The 17,765-nt window shown below is 69.3% G+C and carries 20 protein-coding genes; 14 read left to right on the top strand and 6 right to left on the bottom strand.

The window, feature by feature from the left end; all coding sequences use genetic code 11:
* Positions 1-208: 208 nt before the first annotated feature.
* From KIT86_RS20520 to KIT86_RS20500, 5 genes are all read left to right on the top strand, one after another.
* Positions 209-1,504: a multifunctional CCA addition/repair protein gene (locus tag KIT86_RS20520; protein WP_297401822.1), complete on the top strand. Its 1,296-nt coding sequence runs from the start codon at positions 209-211 to the stop codon at positions 1,502-1,504.
* A gap of 104 nt (positions 1,505-1,608) precedes the next feature.
* Positions 1,609-2,352, top strand: a complete 744-nt coding sequence (otsB, locus tag KIT86_RS20515; RefSeq protein WP_297401820.1) for a trehalose-phosphatase — start codon at positions 1,609-1,611, stop codon at positions 2,350-2,352.
* The gene (locus KIT86_RS20510) at positions 2,349-4,163 is read left to right on the top strand and encodes a glycoside hydrolase family 15 protein (RefSeq protein ID WP_297401818.1); all 1,815 of its coding nucleotides are present in this window, start codon (positions 2,349-2,351) and stop codon (positions 4,161-4,163) included. Before otsB ends, KIT86_RS20510 begins: the two co-directional genes overlap by 4 nt.
* Positions 4,160-5,542 carry an alpha,alpha-trehalose-phosphate synthase (UDP-forming) gene (otsA, locus tag KIT86_RS20505; RefSeq protein ID WP_297401816.1) on the top strand — a complete coding sequence of 461 codons (1,383 nt, stop codon included), beginning with the start codon at positions 4,160-4,162 and terminating at the stop codon, positions 5,540-5,542. The genes KIT86_RS20510 and otsA overlap by 4 nt, the downstream gene beginning before the upstream one ends.
* A 68-nt stretch (positions 5,543-5,610) precedes the next feature.
* The gene (locus KIT86_RS20500) at positions 5,611-6,519 is read left to right on the top strand and encodes a mechanosensitive ion channel family protein (RefSeq protein WP_297401815.1); all 909 of its coding nucleotides are present in this window, start codon (positions 5,611-5,613) and stop codon (positions 6,517-6,519) included.
* Here KIT86_RS20500 and KIT86_RS20495 read toward each other — a convergent pair whose 3' ends face one another.
* From KIT86_RS20495 to KIT86_RS20480, 4 genes are read right to left on the bottom strand one after another with little or no spacing between them, the layout of a single operon-like run.
* On the bottom strand, positions 6,520-7,494 hold the full coding sequence (locus tag KIT86_RS20495; protein ID WP_297401814.1) for a glucokinase: 975 nt from the start codon (positions 7,492-7,494) through the stop codon (positions 6,520-6,522).
* Positions 7,495-7,552: 58 nt separating this feature from the next.
* The gene (trxC, locus tag KIT86_RS20490; RefSeq protein WP_297401813.1) at positions 7,553-7,999 is read right to left on the bottom strand and encodes a thioredoxin TrxC; all 447 of its coding nucleotides are present in this window, start codon (positions 7,997-7,999) and stop codon (positions 7,553-7,555) included.
* A gap of 60 nt (positions 8,000-8,059) precedes the next feature.
* The gene (locus KIT86_RS20485) at positions 8,060-8,254 is read right to left on the bottom strand and encodes a DUF2905 domain-containing protein (RefSeq protein WP_297401811.1); all 195 of its coding nucleotides are present in this window, start codon (positions 8,252-8,254) and stop codon (positions 8,060-8,062) included.
* A 2-nt stretch (positions 8,255-8,256) separates the two neighbouring features.
* Positions 8,257-9,378, bottom strand: coding sequence for an SAM-dependent methyltransferase (locus KIT86_RS20480; RefSeq protein ID WP_297401809.1), 1,122 nt, complete (start codon positions 9,376-9,378; stop codon positions 8,257-8,259).
* On the opposite strand from KIT86_RS20480, the gene KIT86_RS20475 reads away from it, so the two are divergent.
* The 7 genes from KIT86_RS20475 to KIT86_RS20445 are packed head-to-tail and all read left to right on the top strand — an operon-like array spanning position 9,377 to position 13,011.
* Complete coding sequence (locus KIT86_RS20475) at positions 9,377-9,574, top strand: hypothetical protein (RefSeq protein ID WP_297401807.1); 198 nt, start codon at positions 9,377-9,379, stop codon at positions 9,572-9,574. The genes KIT86_RS20480 and KIT86_RS20475 overlap by 2 nt on opposite strands.
* On the top strand, positions 9,568-9,738 hold the full coding sequence (locus KIT86_RS20470) for a hypothetical protein (protein WP_297401805.1): 171 nt from the start codon (positions 9,568-9,570) through the stop codon (positions 9,736-9,738). Before KIT86_RS20475 ends, KIT86_RS20470 begins: the two co-directional genes overlap by 7 nt.
* Positions 9,731-10,531: an SDR family oxidoreductase gene (locus tag KIT86_RS20465; RefSeq protein WP_297401803.1), complete on the top strand. Its 801-nt coding sequence runs from the start codon at positions 9,731-9,733 to the stop codon at positions 10,529-10,531. The genes KIT86_RS20470 and KIT86_RS20465 overlap by 8 nt, the downstream gene beginning before the upstream one ends.
* Before the next feature lie 13 nt (positions 10,532-10,544).
* The gene (locus tag KIT86_RS20460; RefSeq protein WP_297401824.1) at positions 10,545-10,943 is read left to right on the top strand and encodes a dihydroneopterin aldolase; all 399 of its coding nucleotides are present in this window, start codon (positions 10,545-10,547) and stop codon (positions 10,941-10,943) included.
* Positions 10,940-11,323, top strand: coding sequence for a dihydroneopterin aldolase (locus tag KIT86_RS20455; protein ID WP_297401801.1), 384 nt, complete (start codon positions 10,940-10,942; stop codon positions 11,321-11,323). The genes KIT86_RS20460 and KIT86_RS20455 overlap by 4 nt, the downstream gene beginning before the upstream one ends.
* Before the next feature lie 10 nt (positions 11,324-11,333).
* Positions 11,334-12,263: a tRNA 2-thiocytidine(32) synthetase TtcA gene (gene ttcA / locus KIT86_RS20450; protein WP_297401799.1), complete on the top strand. Its 930-nt coding sequence runs from the start codon at positions 11,334-11,336 to the stop codon at positions 12,261-12,263.
* Positions 12,264-12,306: 43 nt separating this feature from the next.
* Positions 12,307-13,011, top strand: a complete 705-nt coding sequence (locus tag KIT86_RS20445; RefSeq protein WP_297401797.1) for a hypothetical protein — start codon at positions 12,307-12,309, stop codon at positions 13,009-13,011.
* A gap of 22 nt (positions 13,012-13,033) precedes the next feature.
* Here KIT86_RS20445 and KIT86_RS20440 read toward each other — a convergent pair whose 3' ends face one another.
* Positions 13,034-15,403 (bottom strand): PAS domain-containing protein, encoded by a 2,370-nt coding sequence (locus tag KIT86_RS20440; protein ID WP_297401795.1) that lies wholly within the window; start codon positions 15,401-15,403, stop codon positions 13,034-13,036.
* A gap of 103 nt (positions 15,404-15,506) precedes the next feature.
* On the opposite strand from KIT86_RS20440, the gene KIT86_RS20435 reads away from it, so the two are divergent.
* Together KIT86_RS20435 and KIT86_RS20430 are read left to right on the top strand one after the other, a co-directional pair.
* The gene (locus tag KIT86_RS20435) at positions 15,507-16,148 is read left to right on the top strand and encodes a histidine phosphatase family protein (RefSeq protein WP_297401793.1); all 642 of its coding nucleotides are present in this window, start codon (positions 15,507-15,509) and stop codon (positions 16,146-16,148) included.
* Positions 16,132-17,316: a DSD1 family PLP-dependent enzyme gene (locus KIT86_RS20430; protein WP_297401791.1), complete on the top strand. Its 1,185-nt coding sequence runs from the start codon at positions 16,132-16,134 to the stop codon at positions 17,314-17,316. Before KIT86_RS20435 ends, KIT86_RS20430 begins: the two co-directional genes overlap by 17 nt.
* Before the next feature lie 15 nt (positions 17,317-17,331).
* On the opposite strand, the gene KIT86_RS20425 is transcribed toward KIT86_RS20430, so the two are convergent.
* The coding region (locus KIT86_RS20425; RefSeq protein ID WP_297401789.1) for an SPOR domain-containing protein at positions 17,332-17,765 on the bottom strand (434 nt) is incomplete at its 5' end.

The following is a 17,765-nucleotide window of genomic DNA, read 5'->3' as shown; positions in this document are numbered from 1 at the left end:
TGCGGCACTTGTTTCTGTACGGGCCGCCGGCTTGAGCCGCCCGCGCCGAGCCTTTTGGTCAGCGCTTCACAGCGCGGTCAAGTTGGGCGGGGCACAAGCAGCAGGCTCGCCGCAGGTCAAAGCCCCAGGCCCCTCCACCTCCATGGGCTCAGGTGTGCACACCACGCACTGCCACGCCCCACCCGGCGCACCGCCTAAACTCGCCCCCATGAAAACCTATCTCGTGGGCGGCGCGGTGCGCGATGCGTTGATGGCGAGCGCATCGGACGCAACCGGCCGCACTTCACATGCAGACCGCGATTGGGTGGTGGTGGGCGCCACGCCCGAAGCCATGGCAGCCGAGGGCTTTCTGCCGGTGGGGCGCGATTTTCCGGTCTTCCTTCACCCGGAAACGAAAGAGGAATACGCCCTCGCGCGCACCGAGCGCAAGACCGCGCCGGGCTACCACGGCTTCGCTTTCCACACCGAGGCTGGCGTCACGCTGGAGGACGATCTGGCCCGGCGCGACCTCACCATCAATGCGATGGCGGTGGCCGCCGAGCATGCGGACGACCCCGCCCAGGCCCCCTTGATCGACCCGCACCATGGCCGGCGCGACTTGCGCGAGCGCGTGCTGCGGCATGTGACCGGGTCTTTCGCGGAAGACCCGGTGCGCATCCTGCGGCTGGCCCGCTTCGCCGCGCGTTTTCCCGATTTTTCAGTGGCGCCCGAGACCCTGGCGCTGATGCGCGAGATGGTGGCCCACGGCGAGGCCGATCATCTGGTGGCCGAGCGCGTGTGGCAGGAGCTGGCGCGCGGTTTGATGGAGCAACGCCCGAGCCGCATGCTGGAGGTGCTGCGCGAGTGTGGCGCCCTGCAGCGCCTGCTGCCCGAGGTGGACCGGCTCTGGGGCGTGCCGCAGCGGCCTGAATACCACCCGGAGGTGGACACCGGCGTGCACCTGATGATGGTGCTGGACATGAGTGCGCGGCTGGCCGCGCCGCTGACGGTGCGCTTCGCCTGCCTGTGCCACGACCTGGGCAAGGGCACGACGCCGGCCGACGTGCTGCCACGCCACATCGGCCACGAGGAACGCAGCGCGCGCCTGCTCAAGGGCGTGTGCGAGCGGCTGCGCGTGCCCACGGACTGCCGCGAACTCGCCGACGTGGTGGCCCGCGAGCACGGCAATATCCATCGCAGCCAGGATTTCAGCGCGGGCGCGGTGCAGCGCCTGCTGGAGCGCTGTGACGCGCTGCGCAAGCCGGCGCGCTTTCACGAGGTGCTTTTGGCCTGCGAATGCGATGCGCGCGGCCGGCTGGGGCTGGAGGAAGCGCCTTACCCGCCGCGCGAACGCCTGGCGCTGGCGCTGGCGGCGGCGCGCTCGGTGGACACGGCAGTGGTGGCGGCCCAGGCGCAGGCCGACGGGCTGAGCGGTGCGCGCGTGGGTGAGCGCATTCACCGTGCGCGCGTCAGCGCGGTTTCGCATGCCTTGGGGGCCGGCGCGCCCGAGGGCCAGGGCGATTGAGCAATTCGACGCGCCGTCAACCGGCGCCAGAGTTTCTCACCGACGAGGTGGGTTAAACGATTTTTCACCCCATGAGATCGCTCACCCTGTTACGGTAGGGGCCAATGAGCACACTGCCACGATTGCTGACCGAACGGTCCGCCCTGTTTCTGGATTTCGACGGCACGCTCGCCGATCTGGCCGGCAGGCCCGATGCGGTGGAGGTGCCTCCTGCGCTGGTGACCTTGCTGAATGGCCTGCACCAGCGGCTGGATGGCGCGCTGGCGCTGGTGACCGGGCGTGCCCGCGAAGACCTGGAGCCCATGCTCGCCTCGCCCTGGCCTTGGCCGGCGGCGTTTGAGCATGGCGCGGTGCGGCTGTCGCCGCACGGGGGCGCGGCCACCACACGGCCAAGCGGGCTGGCGCGCGCGATCGCCGCGGCCGAACAGTTGGTAGCGCGCCACGCCGGGTTGCTGCTGGAGCGCAAGCAGACCTCGATGGCGCTGCACTACCGGCAGGCCCCCATGCTGGAGGCGCTGTGCATGAGCGCGCTGACGCAGGCCATCACCGACGAGCCCGGCTTGCAGTTGTTGCAGGGCAAGGCCGTGGTGGAGGTGAAGTCTGCCCGGGTGAGCAAGGGCGCCGCGATCGAGGCTTTCATGCAGGAGGCGCCGTTCGCGGGCCGGCTGCCGGTGTTCGCGGGCGACGATGTGACGGACGAAGCGGGTTTCGAGGTGGTGCAGCGCCTGGGTGGCGAGGGCATCAAGGTGGGCGATGGCCCGAGTCTGGCCCGCCACCGTTGCCCCAGCCCCGAGGCGCTGCGCGCCTGGCTGGCCGATGCCCTGTCCCTTTCCAGCCCACGCCCATGAGCCCCTCCCCCGGTTTTTCTCCACCCGCCGCCGCCTCGCTGTCGCTGGGCATGGTCGGCAATTGTTCTTTCAGCGCGCTGATCGATCCGCATGGCCGTGTGGTCTGGAGCTGCCTGCCGCGTTTTGACGGCGACCCGGTGTTCCATGCGCTGCTGGGCGGGGACGATGCCGACAACGGCGCGTTCGCGATCGAGATCGAAGGGCTGGCCGAGGCCACGCAGCGCTACGAACACAACACCGCCGTGCTGGTGACGGAGCTTTGGGACCGCGACGGCAACGGCCTGTCCATCACGGATTTCGCGCCGCGCTTCCTCTCGCGCGGGCGCTACTTCCGGCCCACCCAGCTGGTGCGGCGCGTGCGCCCGCTCAAGGGCGCGCCGCGCATCCGCGTGAGCCTGCGGCCACGATTTGACTGGGGCCGGGTCACGCCCACCATCACGTCGGGCAGCAACCACATCCGCTACGTGGGCGACGGGCAGACGCTGCGCCTGCACACCGATGCCTCGATCAGTCACGTGCTCTCGCGCGAGCCGTTTCTGCTCACGCGCGAGTACAACTTCCTGTTCGGGCCGGACGAAACGCTGGAGACCGGCATTGGCGACACCGCGCGCCATTTCGAGCAGGAGACCCTGTCCTACTGGCGCAACTGGAGCCGGCGCCTGGCGGTGCCGCTGGAGTGGCAGGAGGCGGTGATCCGCGCGGCCATCACGCTCAAGCTGTCGCTGTATGAGGACACCGGCGCCATCGTGGCCGCCATGACCACCAGCATTCCCGAGGCGCCGGGCACGCAGCGCAACTGGGACTATCGCTACTGCTGGCTGCGCGATGCCTTTTTCGTGGTGCGCGCGCTCAACAGCCTGTCCGAGGTCGGGACGATGGAGGACTACCTGAGTTGGCTGTCCAACGTGGTGGTGGGCGCAGGCGGAGGCCACATCCAGCCGCTGCACGGCATCGGCCTGGAGCGCGAACTGCCCGAGCGCATCTGCGACACGCTGCCCGGCTACCGGGGCATGGGTCCGGTGCGCGTGGGGAACCAGGCGCAGGAGCATTTCCAGCACGATGTGTACGGCAACATTGTGCTGGCCGCCGCACAGGCCTTCCATGACCGGCGCCTGCTGCCTCCGGCCGGTCTGGCGGAGTTCGAGCAGCTCGAGGCCGTGGGCGAACGCGCGCTGCGCATTTACGACCAGCCCGACGCGGGCATGTGGGAGTTGCGCACGCGCGCGCGTGTGCACACCAGTTCGGCGCTGATGTGCTGGGCCGCCTGCGACCGGCTGGCCAAGATCGCGCGCACGATGGAGATGCCCGGTCGAGCGACCTACTGGGCCTCCCATGCCGAGACCATGCGCGAGCGCATCCTGCGCGAGTCCTGGAGCGAGGAACGCCAGGCCTTTGCCGAGAGCTTTGGCGGGCGGGACCTGGACGCCAGCGTCCTGCTGATGGTGGAGGTGGGCATGATCGACCCGATGGACCCACGCTTTCTTTCCACGCTGGACGCGCTGGAGAAGCACCTGTGCGACGGGCCCTACATGCGCCGCTACGAGGCGGCCGACGATTTCGGCAAGCCCGAGACGGCGTTCAACATCTGCACTTTCTGGCGCATCGACGCGCTCGCTCGCACGGGCCGCGCGCAAGAGGCGCGCGCGATTTTCGAGACCATGCTGGCCGCGCGCAACCCGCTGGGCATGCTGTCGGAAGACACCCACGCCACCACGGGCGAGATGTGGGGCAATTTCCCACAGACCTACTCGATGGTGGGCATCATCAACGCTGCGGTGCGCCTCTCCGCCCGCTGGGACAGTGTGATATGAGCCGACTCGTCGTCATTTCCAACCGCATCGCGGACCCGCGCAAGACCGCCTCTGGCGGGCTGGCGGTGGCGCTGGGCCAGGCCCTGGAGGCCTCGGGCGGTCTGTGGTTCGGCTGGAGCGGCAAGGTCGTGGAGGACGGCACGCCCGGCGAGGGCGATCTGCATGTGCACAACGCGGGCAAGGTGCAGCTGGCCACGGTGGACCTCAGCCGCGAGGACCACGACAGCTACTACCTGGGCTACAGCAACGGCGTGCTCTGGCCGGTGTTCCACTACCGGCTCGACCTGGCCGACTTCGACGCCGGCTACATCGGCGGCTACCGGCGCGTGAACCAGATGTTTGCGCACAAGCTCAAGACCTTGCTGCGGCCCGACGACATCATCTGGGTGCACGACTACCACCTGATCCCGCTGGCCGCCGAGCTGCGCGCCATGGGCTGCGAACAGCGCATGGGTTTCTTCCTGCACATCCCGCTGCCGCCCCCGCTGATCCTGGCGGCCGTGCCGGAGCACGACTGGTTGATGCGCTCGCTGTTCGCCTACGACCTGGTGGGCTTCCAGAGCGAGGCCGACGTGTCGCACTTCGCGCGCTACGTGGGCACCGAGACGCCGGCCGACATCCTGGGCGAGCACGAGTTCCGCGCCTTCGGCAAGACGCTGCGCGCGCAGGCTTTCCCGATCGGCATCGACGTGGACGAGTTCATCGATCTGGGCAAGGGCCGCGAGTCGCAGGACATGTACGAGCAGATGCGCAAGGAGTATTCGCGCCGCCGCCTGCTGCTGGGCGTGGAGCGCATGGATTACTCCAAAGGCCTGCCGCAGCGGCTCAAGGCGTTTCGCCAGCTGTTGCAGGCTTACCCGGAGAACCTGGGCAGTGCCACGCTGATCCAGATCGCCGCGCCCAGCCGCGAAAGCGTGGATGCGTACGCGGCGCTGCTGCAGGAGCTCGAGAGCCTGTGCGGCGCCATCAACGGCAATTTCGGTGAACTGGACTGGATGCCGGTGCGCTACATCCACCGCAATGTGGCGCGCAAGCGCCTGCCCGGCCTGTACCGGGCCGCCAGCGTGGCGCTGGTGACGCCGCTGCGCGACGGCATGAACCTGGTGGCCAAGGAGTTCATCGCCGCGCAGGACCCGGACGACCCCGGCGTGCTGGTGCTTTCGCGTTTCGCCGGCGCGGCCGAGCAGATGCGCGAAGCGCTGCTGGTCAACCCCTACGACACCACGCGCACGGCCGAGACCATGCAGCGCGCGCTGCAGATGCCGCTGGAGGAGCGCCAGCGCCGCCACCAGGCGCTGCTGCAAGGCATCCGCGAGCAGGATGTGCATTGGTGGCGCGAGCGCTTCCTGGCCGCGCTGGCGGCCGTTCCCAACACATAAGCCTTTTCACGGCGGGCGCCGGCCGCAAGGCCGGCGCCCGCTTTGCTTTTCTTTTTTCGGAGCAGACCATGAACGACGCTTTCATCGACATTGCCACCCGCTGGTGGACCGGCCTGGGGGGCGCTGCCGCCAGCCTCACGCGCATTGTGCTGATCGTGTTGGTGGCCTGGCTGCTGGTGGCGGTGCTGCAGCGCGTGGTGGGCACGCTGCGCGAGCGCATCGCCAGCCGGCTGGACGACCGCGAGGCCGCCAAGCGAGCCCAGACGCTGGACCGCGTGTTCCGCTACCTGATCGTGGTGGTGGTGAGCCTGGTGGCCGGCATGCTGGTGCTGGGCGAGGTGGGTGTCTCGGTCGCACCCATTCTGGGGGCTGCGGGCGTGGTGGGCCTGGCGGTGGGCTTTGGCGCGCAAAGCCTGGTGAAGGACTATTTCACCGGCTTTTTCCTGCTGCTGGAGAACCAGATCCGCCAGGGCGACGTGGTCAAGATCGGCGACCACGCCGGCATGGTGGAGGTGGTGACGCTGCGCTATGTGCAGTTGCGCGACTACGACGGCAACGTCCACTACGTGCCCAACGGGACCATCAACACGGTGATCAACATGACGCGCGACTTCAGCCACGCGGTGATGGACATCCGCGTGGCCTTCCGCGAGGACGTGGAGAGGGTGATGGCGGTGATGCGCGACGTGGCCTCGCAACTGCGCGCGGACCCGGCGTTCGCGCCCCGCATCCTGGCCGACATGGAGATCGCCGGCGTGGACAGCTGGGCCGAGTCGGCGCTCATCATCCGCTGCCGTTTCCGCACCCTGCCACTGGAGCAGTGGGGCATCAAGCGCGAATACCTGCGCCGCCTGAAGGCGGCCTTCGATGCCGAGGGCATCCAGATCCCGGTGCCGCACCTCATGGTGTACCCCGGTCAGGGACGCGAGGGCCACATCCCGCCGCTGGGCGGCGCGCAGGCCGAGCCTCAGTCCTGATCAGGGCCGCGAATCGAGCGCACGGGCCGCACCGAGCAGCGCGGGCGATTGCTGCGCGGTGATCACCCACACCGGGATGCCGCGCAGGTAGGCCTCGAAGCGGCCCTTGGCCTCGAAGCGTTCGCGGAATGGCGAGGCGTCGAACCAGGTCCCCAGGCGCGGCACCACCCCGCCGCCGATGTAGACCCCGCCGCGCGCGCCCAGGGTGAGCGCGAGGTTGCCGGCCACGGTACCGAGCACCCCGCAGAGCATCTCCAGGGCCTCCCGCGCCTGCGGGTGGCGGCCCTGCAGCGCAGCCTCGGTCACGGCGGCGGCGCTGGTGAACGCACCGGCGTCCGCCCCATCGGCCTCGCACAGGATGTGGCAGGTCTCCAGCAGGCCGGTGCCACTGGCCACGCGCTCGGCCGAGGCATGGCCGTGGCGGCGCACCAGCGCGTCCATGACCAGGCGCTCGCGCGCGGTGGCTGCGGGCAGGGTGACGTGGCCGCCCTCCCCCGCGATGGGCACCCAGCCGCCCGCGCCATCGGGCAACAGGCCCGACACGCCCAGACCGGTGCCCGCGCCCAGCAGGGCGATGGCCGCGCCGGGCACCGCCGCGCCGCCGCCCACCTGGCGCAGCTCGTGCGCTGGCAAGTGCGGCAGGGCCAGGGCCAGGGCGGTGAAGTCGTTGAGCACGCGCAGCGTGGTCAGGCCCAGCTCGTCGCGCAAGGCCGCCTGCGAAAACGACCAGTCGTGGTTGGTCATGCTGACGAGGTCCCCCGTGACGGGGTTGGCCATGGCGATCGCGGCGGCGGCCGGCTGGCGGCCAAGGCCGCCGAGGTAGGCGCGGATGGCGGCCTGCAGGCTGGCGTGTTCGGCCACCGGAAGCACCTGGATGTGTTCGATCGGTGCGCCGTGGCCGTCCTGCCAGGCCAGGCGGGCGTTGGTGCCGCCCACGTCGGCCAGCAGTCGGCCCTGTCGCTGTGTTGAAGGCATGGTGCGCGCAAAGAGGTCGGACAAGCCCCGACCATACCGCGTCAGGCCGCGGGCGTGTTCAAGGGCGCGGCAGGTGCGCGCGCGCCCAGCGTGCGATGTCGGCAGCGCCCATGGCGCCCGGCTGGCGCGCCACCTCGCGCCCGTTGACGAAGAGCGCCAGGGTGGGGATGCTGCGGATCTGCAGCCGCGCGCCCAATGCCTGGGCTTCTTCGGTATTGACCTTGGCCAGGCGGATGTGCGGCTCGAGCTCGCGCGCCGCGGCCTCGAACTGGGGCGCCATGGCGCGGCAGGGGCCGCACCACGGGGCCCAGAAGTCCACCAGCACCGGCACCTGGGAGCGGCCCACGTGTTTTTCAAAGGCGGCCTCGTCCAGCGCAGCCGGATGGCCGTCGAACAGGGCGCGGTGGCATTTGCCACAGTCCGGCGACTGGCTCAGGGCCTCGCGGGCGAGCCGGTTGGTGGTGTGGCAATGTGGGCAGACGATGTGCAGGGACTCGGCGGTCATGGGGCGCTCCGGGAGGGCAATGGTGGTCAGATGGCCGCCAGGACGCCGATTTCAAGCCCGTCAGATGAGGTAGCCGATGAGGCTGGCAACCATGCTGAGCACGACCGTGGTGGCAAAGGGCAGGAACCACTCGCGGCCGAAGGCCTTGAAGTGGAAATCGCCTGGCAGCCGGCCCAGGCCCAGCTTGCGCAGCAGCGGCGTGAACCAGCTGATGAGCAGCAGGGCCAGGAAGATGACGATCATCCAGCGGATCATGCTCAGAGCCGGTGTGTGCGGTCGCCGGCCGTGAAGCCCAGGGGCACCCAGTCGGCGGCGCTGCCCGCCGGTGCCAGCGCGATGACCTTGAACAGCTCGCCCATCTCGTGTTCGTTGACGAGCTTCTGCATCATCGCGTTCTGCCGCGCGTCGGCGCGCTGTGCGAGCGCCAGCAGGCCGCAGTTGAGCAGGAAACGGCCCTGGCTGGTGTAGCCCAGCACATCCATGCCCGCATCCTGCGCGGCCAGGGCGATGCCGGTGAAGTTCACATGCGCGGTGATGTCTTTCTCGCCCAGGTCGCTCAATGGGTCGCTGTCGCTGCGGTGCGCGCGGTGGCAGATCAGGGTGCCCATGGCGCGCTGCGGGTGGTAGTACTCGGCCTCGGGGAAACCGTAGTCGAGCAGGAAGGCCGCGCCGCGCTTCAAACGGTCGCCCAGGGTGCGCACGAAGGCCTCGGCCTGCGAGTGGATTTCGGTGACGTAGTCGTGCCCGCCCTCCACCTCCAGCGGCGGGCGCAGGTCGGTGGCACGGTCGGCCCAGGTCAGGGCGCCCGCCGCATCCATCGCCACGCCACGCTCGTGCCACACCCCGCCCACGCGCGCCAGCAGCTGCACCGGCATGGCGTCGAGCACTTCGTTGCCCAGCACCACGCCGTGCAGTTGCTCGGGCAGGGCGTCGGCCCAGTGCACCAGGGGAGCGTGAGCGCTCAGGGTGGCGCGCTGGCGCTCGCGCAGCTGGCCCGAGAGGTCGACGATGGTGTAGCGCCGCAGCGGCTGGCCCAGCTCGGCCAGGGCCTCGATCACTTGCAGGGCGAGCGCGCCGGTGCCTGCGCCGAATTCCCACACCTCGTCGGTGCCGCTGGCGGCCAGCGCCTGGGCCACCTGCCGGGCCAGCGCGTGGCCGAACAGCGGGGTGAGCTCGGGCGCGGTCACGAAGTCACTGCCACCCTGGGGCAGGTGGCCGAACTTCGCCAGCGCGTTGGCGTAGTAGCCCAGCCCGGGTTCGTAGAGCGCCGTGGCCATGAATCGGTCGAAGGGCAGCCAGCCGCCGCCCTGGGCAACGCGGTGTCGGATAATCCCGGGCAGGTCATCCAACGGACAATCGGTAAGGAAAGCAGGCAACATGAGCGAAGAAGGTGTGCGGACGTCCAGCGACCTCATTCGCTGGCTGAAGATGCTGGCCCTGCCAGGATGGGCCAAGCTGGGCCTCGCGGCCATTATGCGGCTCACCCTCGCCAATGCCCTGGGCTTGCTCGTGGGAGGCATGCTGGCGCGTGACGAGAACGCCATTGCCGCGGCCACACGGGAGGGTACATGTTGAATGCCCTGATGCAGGTGCCGTCGGGCACCGGGAACAAGGGCTGCGTGTCCATGAAGGTCCTGCACGAGGACTTTCTGCCGAGTCCGGCCCAGCGCCTCTGCGCCGCGCAGGACCTCCCGTTTTTCGTGCGGGGTGCGCTGGAAGCGATGAACGCCCATGGCTGACCGGGTTCTTGTCACGGGCGGGGCACAGCGCCTGGGAGCCGAAGTGGTGCGCGTGTTCGCGCGCGCTGGCTGGGAGGTGTGGTGCCACTACCAGCGCTCGGCCCTGCAGGCCGAGCGCCTCCGAGAGGAACTGACCCGGGAGGGGCTGTCGGTGGAGCTCATCCAGGCCGATCTGGCTTGGGAGGAAGAGGTGCTTGCCATGGTGCAGGAGATGGAGCGCCGCGGCGGCCGCCTGCGCGCGGTGATCAACAATGCCTCCCTCTTCGAACCCGACACCGGTGCCACCTTCGACCCGGTGCGCGCCCGGATGCTGCTTGAGGTCAACCTGATCGCGCCCCTGCTGCTGGGCCGGGAGATTGCTCGCCAGCAGGCTGCGGACCCCACCACGGATGCGTGCGTGGTGCACGTGCTGGACCAGAAGGTCTACAACCTGAACCCCGACTACTTTTCGTACACCACGTCCAAGCTCGCCCTGGAGCGTGTGATCGCGCTCCAGGCTCAGGCGCTCGCCCCAGGCGTTCGGGTATGCGGCGTCGCGCCCGGCCTGATGTACCAGAGCGGCCCGCAGAACGCGGACAACTTCGAGCGCGCCAGCCGCATCAACCTGCTGCGAAAGCCGATCAATCCGATCGACGTCGCGCAATCCTGCCTGTTTCTCGCGGCCAACCCATCCGTGACCGGCACAACACTCTGCGTGGACAACGGCCAGCACCTGGTGCCGTTGGATCGGGATGTGATGTTTGTCGTGGACGAACTGTTCAAGGAGTCCGAGCGTGCCCATCGACCAGCCTGATGTCTCTTCCCTGATGCGCACATGCCGCAAGCTCTTCCTCCGCAGGCATGAGGTGTGGGTGGGCATCGGCGTGCACGAATTCGAGAAATCCAACGCGCAGCGCGTCTGGATCGATGTCGACCTGTACGTGTCTTACGCGCACTCCACCCCGCGGGCGGATCGGCTTGAGGAGGTGGTGGACTACGACTTCGTGCGAGCCGTAGTGGCTGAGCGCATCCGGCGCGGCCACATCGGATTGCAGGAGACGCTGTGCGACGAACTCGCGCAGCGCCTGCTTGAGCATCCGAAGGTGCAGGCCGTGCGCGTGTCCACCGCCAAACCCGACGTCTATCCCGACTGCGAGGCCGTCGGCGTCGAAGTGTTTCGATGCCGGCCTGACGCTGCGGGACTGGACCAGGGGTTGCCGTCATGACCACCGACGCTCGCCTGCACACCGGCAACCAGACCCTCGCGCTCACGGGGCTGCGCTTCGACGCCAACCTGGGTATCCTGGACCATGAGAAGTCGAGCCCGCAGCCCATCCAGGTCGACGCCGAGCTCAACCAGGGTACGCAGCCTTTGCTGCCGCACGACGACGACATCGGCCACGTGCTGGACTACCGCAAGGTGCGCCAGATCATCATCGACGAATGCACCGCCGAACACGTGAACCTGCTGGAGAGCCTGATCGGCAAGCTCACACGCCGGCTGATGCAGCTGCCCGGCGTGATCGGGGTGCGCGTGAAGATCGCCAAGCTGGAGATCTTCGACGACTGCGAGGTCGCCATCCGCATGGAAAGCGGGCAGTGGTGAGGAAACCAACATGAACACCGAACTCGAAAACCACAAACTGGAAAAACGCCTGTGCCGCGAGGTCGGACGTGCGATCGTGGACTACAACATGATCGAGGAAGGCGACCGCGTGATGGTCTGCCTCTCGGGCGGCAAGGACAGCTACGGCATGCTCGACATCCTGCAGAAGCTGCAGGCGCGCGCACCCATCCGCTTCGAGCTGATCGTGGTCAACCTCGACCAGAAGCAGCCCGGCTTCCCGGCCGACGTCCTGCCCGCCTACCTCACGAAGCTGGGTGTCAAGTTCCACATCGAGAACCAGGACACGTACTCCATCGTCAAGCGCGTGATCCCCGAGGGCAAGACGATGTGCAGCCTGTGCAGCCGCCTGCGCCGGGGCATCCTGTACCGCGTGGCCAGCGAACTCGGCGCGACCAAGATCGCGCTGGGCCACCACCGCGACGACATCCTGCAGACGCTGCTGCTCAACATGTTCTTCGGCGCCAAGCTCAAGGGCATGCCGCCCAAGCTGGTGAGCGACGACGGCCAGCATGTGGTGATCCGCCCCATGGCCTACGTGGCCGAGAAGGACCTCGCCCGCTGGGCCGAGCTGCGCGAATTCCCCATCATTCCCTGCACCCTGTGCGGAAGCCAGGAAAACCTGCAGCGCAAACAGGTGGGCCTGATGCTCAAGGACTGGGAAAAGCGCTTCCCGGGCCGGGTCGAGAACATGTTTACCGCCTTGCAGAACATCGTGCCGAGCCACCTGATGGACCGCACGCTGTTTCCTTTTGAAACCATCCAGGCGACGGGCGAGGCCGACGAAAGCGGCGACAAAGCCTTCGACGACGAGCCCCTGCCGGGGGCGGCACGCGCCTTGCCCCCTGACCCGGACTGGCCCGCACCACAAGGGAACGCTTCGGCACCCGTTGCAGTCATACCGATTGCGGCGGCGCACTGAGGCGCTTTCTCCGGTTGCCCGCCCAGGCCATACAGGAGGCTTCATGACCATTCAAACGCTCTTGCGCCCGCTCAAGGTGTGGGGTGCCGCGGCCGCCTTGCTGGTGCTCAGCGGTTGCGCCAGCGTGTACCTGGTGGACAACCAGGTGCAGAGCTTTGCGCGCTGGGCCGACCAGGCGGGCAAGCCCGGCACGCCGGTGACGATTCCCCAGGCGCCGCAGATCTACCGCTTCGAGCGCCTGCCCTCGCAGCGCGAAGGCAGGATCGCCACCGGCCAGGACGAACTGGAGCGCCTCGCGCAGCAGGCGCTGGTGAAGGTGGGCTGGACGCGCGCGGCCGAAGGCACGTCATCTCCGTGGCTGGTGCAGGTGGAGGCCAGCACGCTGCGCCTGCCGCGTGCGCCCTGGGAGAGTCCGTACGACGGCTACTGGGGCCCAGGCTACTGGGGCGGGTTCGGACCTGGCCTGGGTTATGCCATGCCCGGGCGCGACTACGTGGTGACCGGGCAAGGCCAGATCATCTGGATGCCGATGTACCCCCGCATGGAGTCGCCGTACTACAAGCGCGAGGTCTCGCTGGTGATCCGCCACGCCGCCAGCGGCAAGGTCGTGTACGAGACGCGCGCCGCGCACGATGGCCGCTGGAACAGCACCAATGGCCTGTGGTCGGCCATGCTGGACGCGGCGCTGCGCGACTTCCCCGCGCCTCCGGAGGGCCCGCGCCAGGTCAACATCGAAGTGCCGCGCTGAGCGGCGGGCCGCCCGGCGCGGCTCAGCGGGTGGCGCGATCCAGCAATTCGCGGATCGCCTCGCCCAGCGCGTCCATGCTGTCCTGCTTGCCCATCACGTCGCTCACGCCGGCCCCGGTGGCCTCGGCGATCAGCTTGTCGTTGACGTGGCCCGATACGATGGCCACGCGCAGGCCCGGGCGCAACTGGCGCGCCTCGCGCGCGACCTCCACGCCCGAGAGGCCCGGCATGTTCTGGTCGGTCACGATGAGGTCGACCGGGTCGTCGGGGTTCTCGCGCAGCCAGGCGATCGCCGTCTCGCCCGATTCAAACGTGCTGGCGCGGTAGCCCTGCTTGCGCAGCAGGCGTCCGACCAGGAACACCAGGGCTTCGTAGTCGTCGATGTAGATCACGTGCTTGCCCGGCGCCACCGGCGCCGCCGGCGTGGCCACCGGCACGGGTGCCGGTGCCGGCGCCTCGTCGGCGGCACCGGCAGCCAGGGGCAGGTAGACGTCGAAACGCGCGCCCTCGCCCGGGCTGCTGTGCAACACGATCACCCCTCGGTGGGCCTTGACGATGCCATGCACCACGGCCAGCCCCAGCCCGGTGCCCGCGCCGGGCGCCTTGGTGGTGAAGAAGGGTTCAAAGATGCGCTGCTGCGTGGCTTCGTCCATGCCCGGTCCGTTGTCGGCCACGCTCAGGCAGGCGTAGGCGCCACCGGCCAGGCCGCCGAGCTGCAGGCCTTGCGAGGCGTCCAGCCGCACGTCGCGCAGCGCCACGGTGATGTCGCCCGAGCGGCCCTCCATGGCCTGCCAGGCGTTGGTGCACAGGTTCATGAGCACCTGCTGCATCTGGGTCGCATCGGCCAGCACCGGCAGGCCGGCGGCAGGCAGGCGCGCCACGAGCTTGAGGCCGGCGGGCAGCAGCGAGCGCATCAGGCCCAGCGCCTCTTCCACCAGCGGGGTGAGCGGCTGGCGCACCATTTCCTGCGTCTGGCGCCGGCTGAAGGTGAGGATCTGCTGCACCAGCTGGCGCGCGCGGATGGCCGCGCGGTTGATCTCGGTCAGGCTTTCCTGCGCGGGGTGGTGATCGCCCAGGTCTTCGCGCGCCAGCACGAGGTTGCCCAGGATGGCGGCGAGCAGGTTGTTGAAATCGTGCGCCACGCCGCCGGCCAGCGTGCCGATGGCCTCCATCTTCTGCGACTCGCGCAGCTGCGCTTCCAGCGCGCGGTGCTGGGCCTCGGCCTGCTTGTGCTCGGTGATGTCGGTGTGCGTGCCCACCATGCGGGTGGGCTGGCCGGCCTCGTCGCGCGCGATGACCATGCCCCGCGAGAGCACCCATTTCCAGCTGCCGTCGGCGCAGCGGATGCGATGCTCGTTGCGGTAGGCCGGCACCCGCCCGTCGAAATGGGCCTGGCGGTCGGCCAACATCTGCGGCACATCGTCCGGGTGGGTGCGCGCGTCCAGCTCGGCCGAGAGGTTGGCGATGTCTTCCTCGCCATAGCCAAACATGGCCTTGATGCCACGCGAGAAGAACTCTTCTCCCGTGACCAGGTTCCAGTCCCAGACGCCGTCGCCCGCGCTCTCCAGCGCGAGCTTCCACAACGCCTCGCTGGCGTGCAGCGCGGCCTCGGCCGCCTTGCGGTCGGAGATGTCGAACAACACGCCCACGCGCAGGAATCCGTTGTCGTCGGCCGAGACGGCGCACGAGCGGTTGCAGACCCACTTGATGGTGCCATCGGGCAACACGACCCGGAATTCGGTCTCCAGGGTGGACTGCCCGGCCAGGATGGCCTGGCGGTCGCGCTCCAGCATGGCCTGGTCTTCCGGGTGGAAATAGCGCGAGAGCAAGGCCGGGTTGCGCATGAGGTCGTCGGCCTCGAAGCCGTAAATGTCCCGGATGCCGGCGCTCAGGAAACGGTACTCGCGTCCACCGTCGTTGCGCACGTACACGGCAAACACGGCGCCAGGCACCTGGGCCGTGATGAGGCGCAGCTGTTCTTCGCTACCGCGCAGCGCCTTCTGGTCGCGCATGCGCTCGGTGATGTCCTCCACGGTGCCTTCGTAGTACTGCAGCACCCCGGAGGCATCGCGCACGCCGTGCGCGTTCTCGCTGATCCAGACACGCTCGTGCGTCTTGTGGCGGTTGATTTCGGAGACAAAGCCGCGCACGAAGCCGTCGCGTTCGAGCTGGCACTTGAATTCGGCCCGCCGCGCGGGATCGACATACCACTCCAGCGCGATGTCGTTCACCGCCGCCAGCAACTCCTCCTCCGAGGCGTAGCCGTTGAGCGACACCAGTGCCTGGTTGGCACGCAGCATCCGCCCATCGGGTGTGCTTCGGTACGCCCCGATGGGCAGGAAATTGAAGAGCGTGGAAAAATCCCCGTCGAGCGAGGATGGCGGCGGCGTCATGCAACGAATTGTCTCGCAAACCCCGGTTTTGCTGACGTTTCGCCACCCCGGACAGTGGCGCGCCCGGTACAGTTGCAGTCTTTCCCGCCTTCGAGGACCCCCTTTGCAAGTCACCCGCATCCTGGCCGTGCGCCATGGTGAGACCGCCTGGAACCGCGACACGCGCATCCAGGGCCACACCGACATCGCCCTCAACGAGCGCGGGCGCTGGCAGGCCGCCCAGCTGGCCGAAGCGCTTCGCGACGAACCCATTGCCGCCGTCTACGCCAGCGACCTGGGTCGCGCCTTCGAGACCGCGCAGGCGGTCGCCCGCGTCAAGAACCTGAGCGTCACACCCCACAAGGGCCTGCGCGAACGCCATTTCGGGCGTTTCGAGGGCCAGACCTGGGCCGAACTCGAACAGCGATGGCCGACCGAGGCGCTGGCCTGGCGCAAGCGCATGCCCGATTTCGCCCCCGCCGGCGGCGAGTCGCTGGAGCAGCTGCAGCGCCGCGTGATTCCCACGGTGCTCGAACTGGCCTCCCGCCATCCCGGGGAGCAGGTGCTGATGGTCGCGCACGGTGGCGTGCTCGACATCCTCTACCGCGCCGCCACCCGCCTGGAACTCACCGCGCCACGCAGCTGGGAGCTGCCGAACACGGGCATCAACCGCCTGCTGTGGTCGCCCGAGGGCCTGAGCCTGGTGGGCTGGGCCGACACCCAACACCTTCAATCCGGGACGCCGCTCGATGAACGTGCCACTTGATCCTGTGCGCAGCCCGCGCTGGCAGAACGCGCAGGCGTTGATCGGCCAGCCCGTGGCGCGGCTGGACACGCCCGCCCTGGTGATCGATCTCGACGCCATGGAGCGCAACCTCGCGCACATGGCGGCCTACGCGCGGGCCCACGGCCTGCGACTGCGTCCGCATGCCAAGATGCACAAGAGCGCCGAACTCGCCCGGCTGCAGATGGCCCACGGCGCGGTCGGGGTCTGCGTGCAAAAGACCGACGAGGCCCTGGTGCTGGCCCGCGGTGGCGTGACGGACATCTACATCAGCAACGAAGTGATCGCGCCGCCCAAGCTGCAGCGCCTGGCCCAGGCGGTGCGCACCCTGCCAGACACGCGCTTTGCCATCGCGGTGGACAGCGCGGCTGGTGTGCTGCGCCTGGCGCAGGCGCTGGAGGCGGCCGGCGTGGGCGGCGAAGGCCGCATCGACGTGTTCGTGGAGGTCGATGTCGGCCACGGGCGCTGTGGCGTGCCGCCCGGCGAGCCCGCCGTGGACCTGGCCCGCCTGATCGCCCAGCACCCGGTGCTGCGCTTCGCCGGCCTGCAGGCCTACCATGGCGCGGCCCAGCACCGGCGAGACCCGGCCGAACGGGCCAAGGCGATCGGCGAGGCGGCCTGGGCCGCGGCGCTCACGCGCGAACGGCTGCAGGCCGCGGGCTTCCCGGTGCCGCTGATCACCGGCGCGGGCACCGGCACGTTCTCGCTGGAGACGGCCAGCCACATCTGGGGCGAACTTCAGGTGGGCTCCTACCTGTTCATGGACGCCGACTACGCCCGCAATGAAAGCGCGCCGATGGCCCCGGTGTTCGAGCATGCGCTGTTCCTCAAGGCGCAGGTGATGAGCCGGGGCATCCAGCACGCGGTGTGCGACGCGGGCCACAAGAGCCACGCCATCGACAGCGGTCTGCCCAGCGTGTGGAGCCCGCCGGGGCTGGTGTTCGCCAACGGTGGGGACGAGCACGGCATCCTGCGCGCGGCCCACGCCGGCCAGGCCTTGCCCGACCTGGGCGACACGGTCTGGCTGGTGCCCGGCCACTGCGACCCCACGGTGAACCTGCACGACGTCCTGTTTGGCGTGCGCGGAGGCCTCTCCGACGGCAAGGTGGAGCGCCTGATCGCGGTGGACACGCGCGGCGCGCTGGGCTGAGCCCGCGCTGGCGGTTCAGGGCGCGAAGACCACCGCGTCCAGCCCCAGGGCGCGGATGCGCGCGGCCGCTTCGTCGGCCTTGGCCCGGCTGGCAAAGGGCCCGACCCGCACCCGGGTGAATTCGCCCTTGGGCGACTCGACCTTCTGCAGGATCGCCGGGAAACCCGCCTCCACCAGGCGCGCATGGGCCTTGTCGGCGTTGGCCGGATCGGCGAACAGGCCGACGTTGATGCCATGGGCCTGCGCCGCCGCCGTCATGGCCACCGGTGTCTTGGGGGGCGCGGCCTTGGAGACCGCCACTTGGGTGGGCTCGGCCGGCGGGACCTGCGCGGCGGGAGACGGCGAAGCCGGCAGCGATGGTGGCGTCACGATCACTGGCGCAGGTTCAGGCTCTGGCGGCGGCGCCGCGGGCGGCAAGGCCGCCGCGGCGGCGACCGGCTCGGGTTCGG

Origin of the sequence: Hydrogenophaga sp. (assembly GCF_026125825.1) — a bacterium.
Taxonomy (GTDB): Bacteria; Pseudomonadota; Gammaproteobacteria; order Burkholderiales; family Burkholderiaceae_C; genus Hydrogenophaga.
Note: the sequence above shows the minus strand (reverse complement) of the source record. Positions and strands in the feature narration are given on the sequence as shown.

Excerpts from the sequence above, each read along its gene's own strand:
- KIT86_RS20520 (WP_297401822.1), top strand. The coding sequence starts at position 209 with ATGAAAACCTATCTCGTGGGCGGCGCGGTGCGCGATGCGTTGATGGCG.
- otsB (WP_297401820.1), top strand. The coding sequence starts at position 1,609 with ATGAGCACACTGCCACGATTGCTGACCGAACGGTCCGCCCTGTTTCTG.
- KIT86_RS20510 (WP_297401818.1), top strand. The coding sequence starts at position 2,349 with ATGAGCCCCTCCCCCGGTTTTTCTCCACCCGCCGCCGCCTCGCTGTCG.
- otsA (WP_297401816.1), top strand. The coding sequence starts at position 4,160 with ATGAGCCGACTCGTCGTCATTTCCAACCGCATCGCGGACCCGCGCAAG.
- KIT86_RS20500 (WP_297401815.1), top strand. The coding sequence starts at position 5,611 with ATGAACGACGCTTTCATCGACATTGCCACCCGCTGGTGGACCGGCCTG.
- KIT86_RS20495 (WP_297401814.1), bottom strand. The coding sequence starts at position 7,494 with ATGCCTTCAACACAGCGACAGGGCCGACTGCTGGCCGACGTGGGCGGC.
- trxC (WP_297401813.1), bottom strand. The coding sequence starts at position 7,999 with ATGACCGCCGAGTCCCTGCACATCGTCTGCCCACATTGCCACACCACC.
- KIT86_RS20485 (WP_297401811.1), bottom strand. The coding sequence starts at position 8,254 with ATGATCCGCTGGATGATCGTCATCTTCCTGGCCCTGCTGCTCATCAGC.
- KIT86_RS20475 (WP_297401807.1), top strand. The coding sequence starts at position 9,377 with ATGAGCGAAGAAGGTGTGCGGACGTCCAGCGACCTCATTCGCTGGCTG.
- KIT86_RS20480 (WP_297401809.1), bottom strand. The coding sequence starts at position 9,378 with ATGTTGCCTGCTTTCCTTACCGATTGTCCGTTGGATGACCTGCCCGGG.
- KIT86_RS20470 (WP_297401805.1), top strand. The coding sequence starts at position 9,568 with ATGTTGAATGCCCTGATGCAGGTGCCGTCGGGCACCGGGAACAAGGGC.
- KIT86_RS20465 (WP_297401803.1), top strand. The coding sequence starts at position 9,731 with ATGGCTGACCGGGTTCTTGTCACGGGCGGGGCACAGCGCCTGGGAGCC.
- KIT86_RS20460 (WP_297401824.1), top strand. The coding sequence starts at position 10,545 with ATGCGCACATGCCGCAAGCTCTTCCTCCGCAGGCATGAGGTGTGGGTG.
- KIT86_RS20455 (WP_297401801.1), top strand. The coding sequence starts at position 10,940 with ATGACCACCGACGCTCGCCTGCACACCGGCAACCAGACCCTCGCGCTC.
- ttcA (WP_297401799.1), top strand. The coding sequence starts at position 11,334 with ATGAACACCGAACTCGAAAACCACAAACTGGAAAAACGCCTGTGCCGC.
- KIT86_RS20445 (WP_297401797.1), top strand. The coding sequence starts at position 12,307 with ATGACCATTCAAACGCTCTTGCGCCCGCTCAAGGTGTGGGGTGCCGCG.
- KIT86_RS20440 (WP_297401795.1), bottom strand. The coding sequence starts at position 15,403 with ATGACGCCGCCGCCATCCTCGCTCGACGGGGATTTTTCCACGCTCTTC.
- KIT86_RS20430 (WP_297401791.1), top strand. The coding sequence starts at position 16,132 with ATGAACGTGCCACTTGATCCTGTGCGCAGCCCGCGCTGGCAGAACGCG.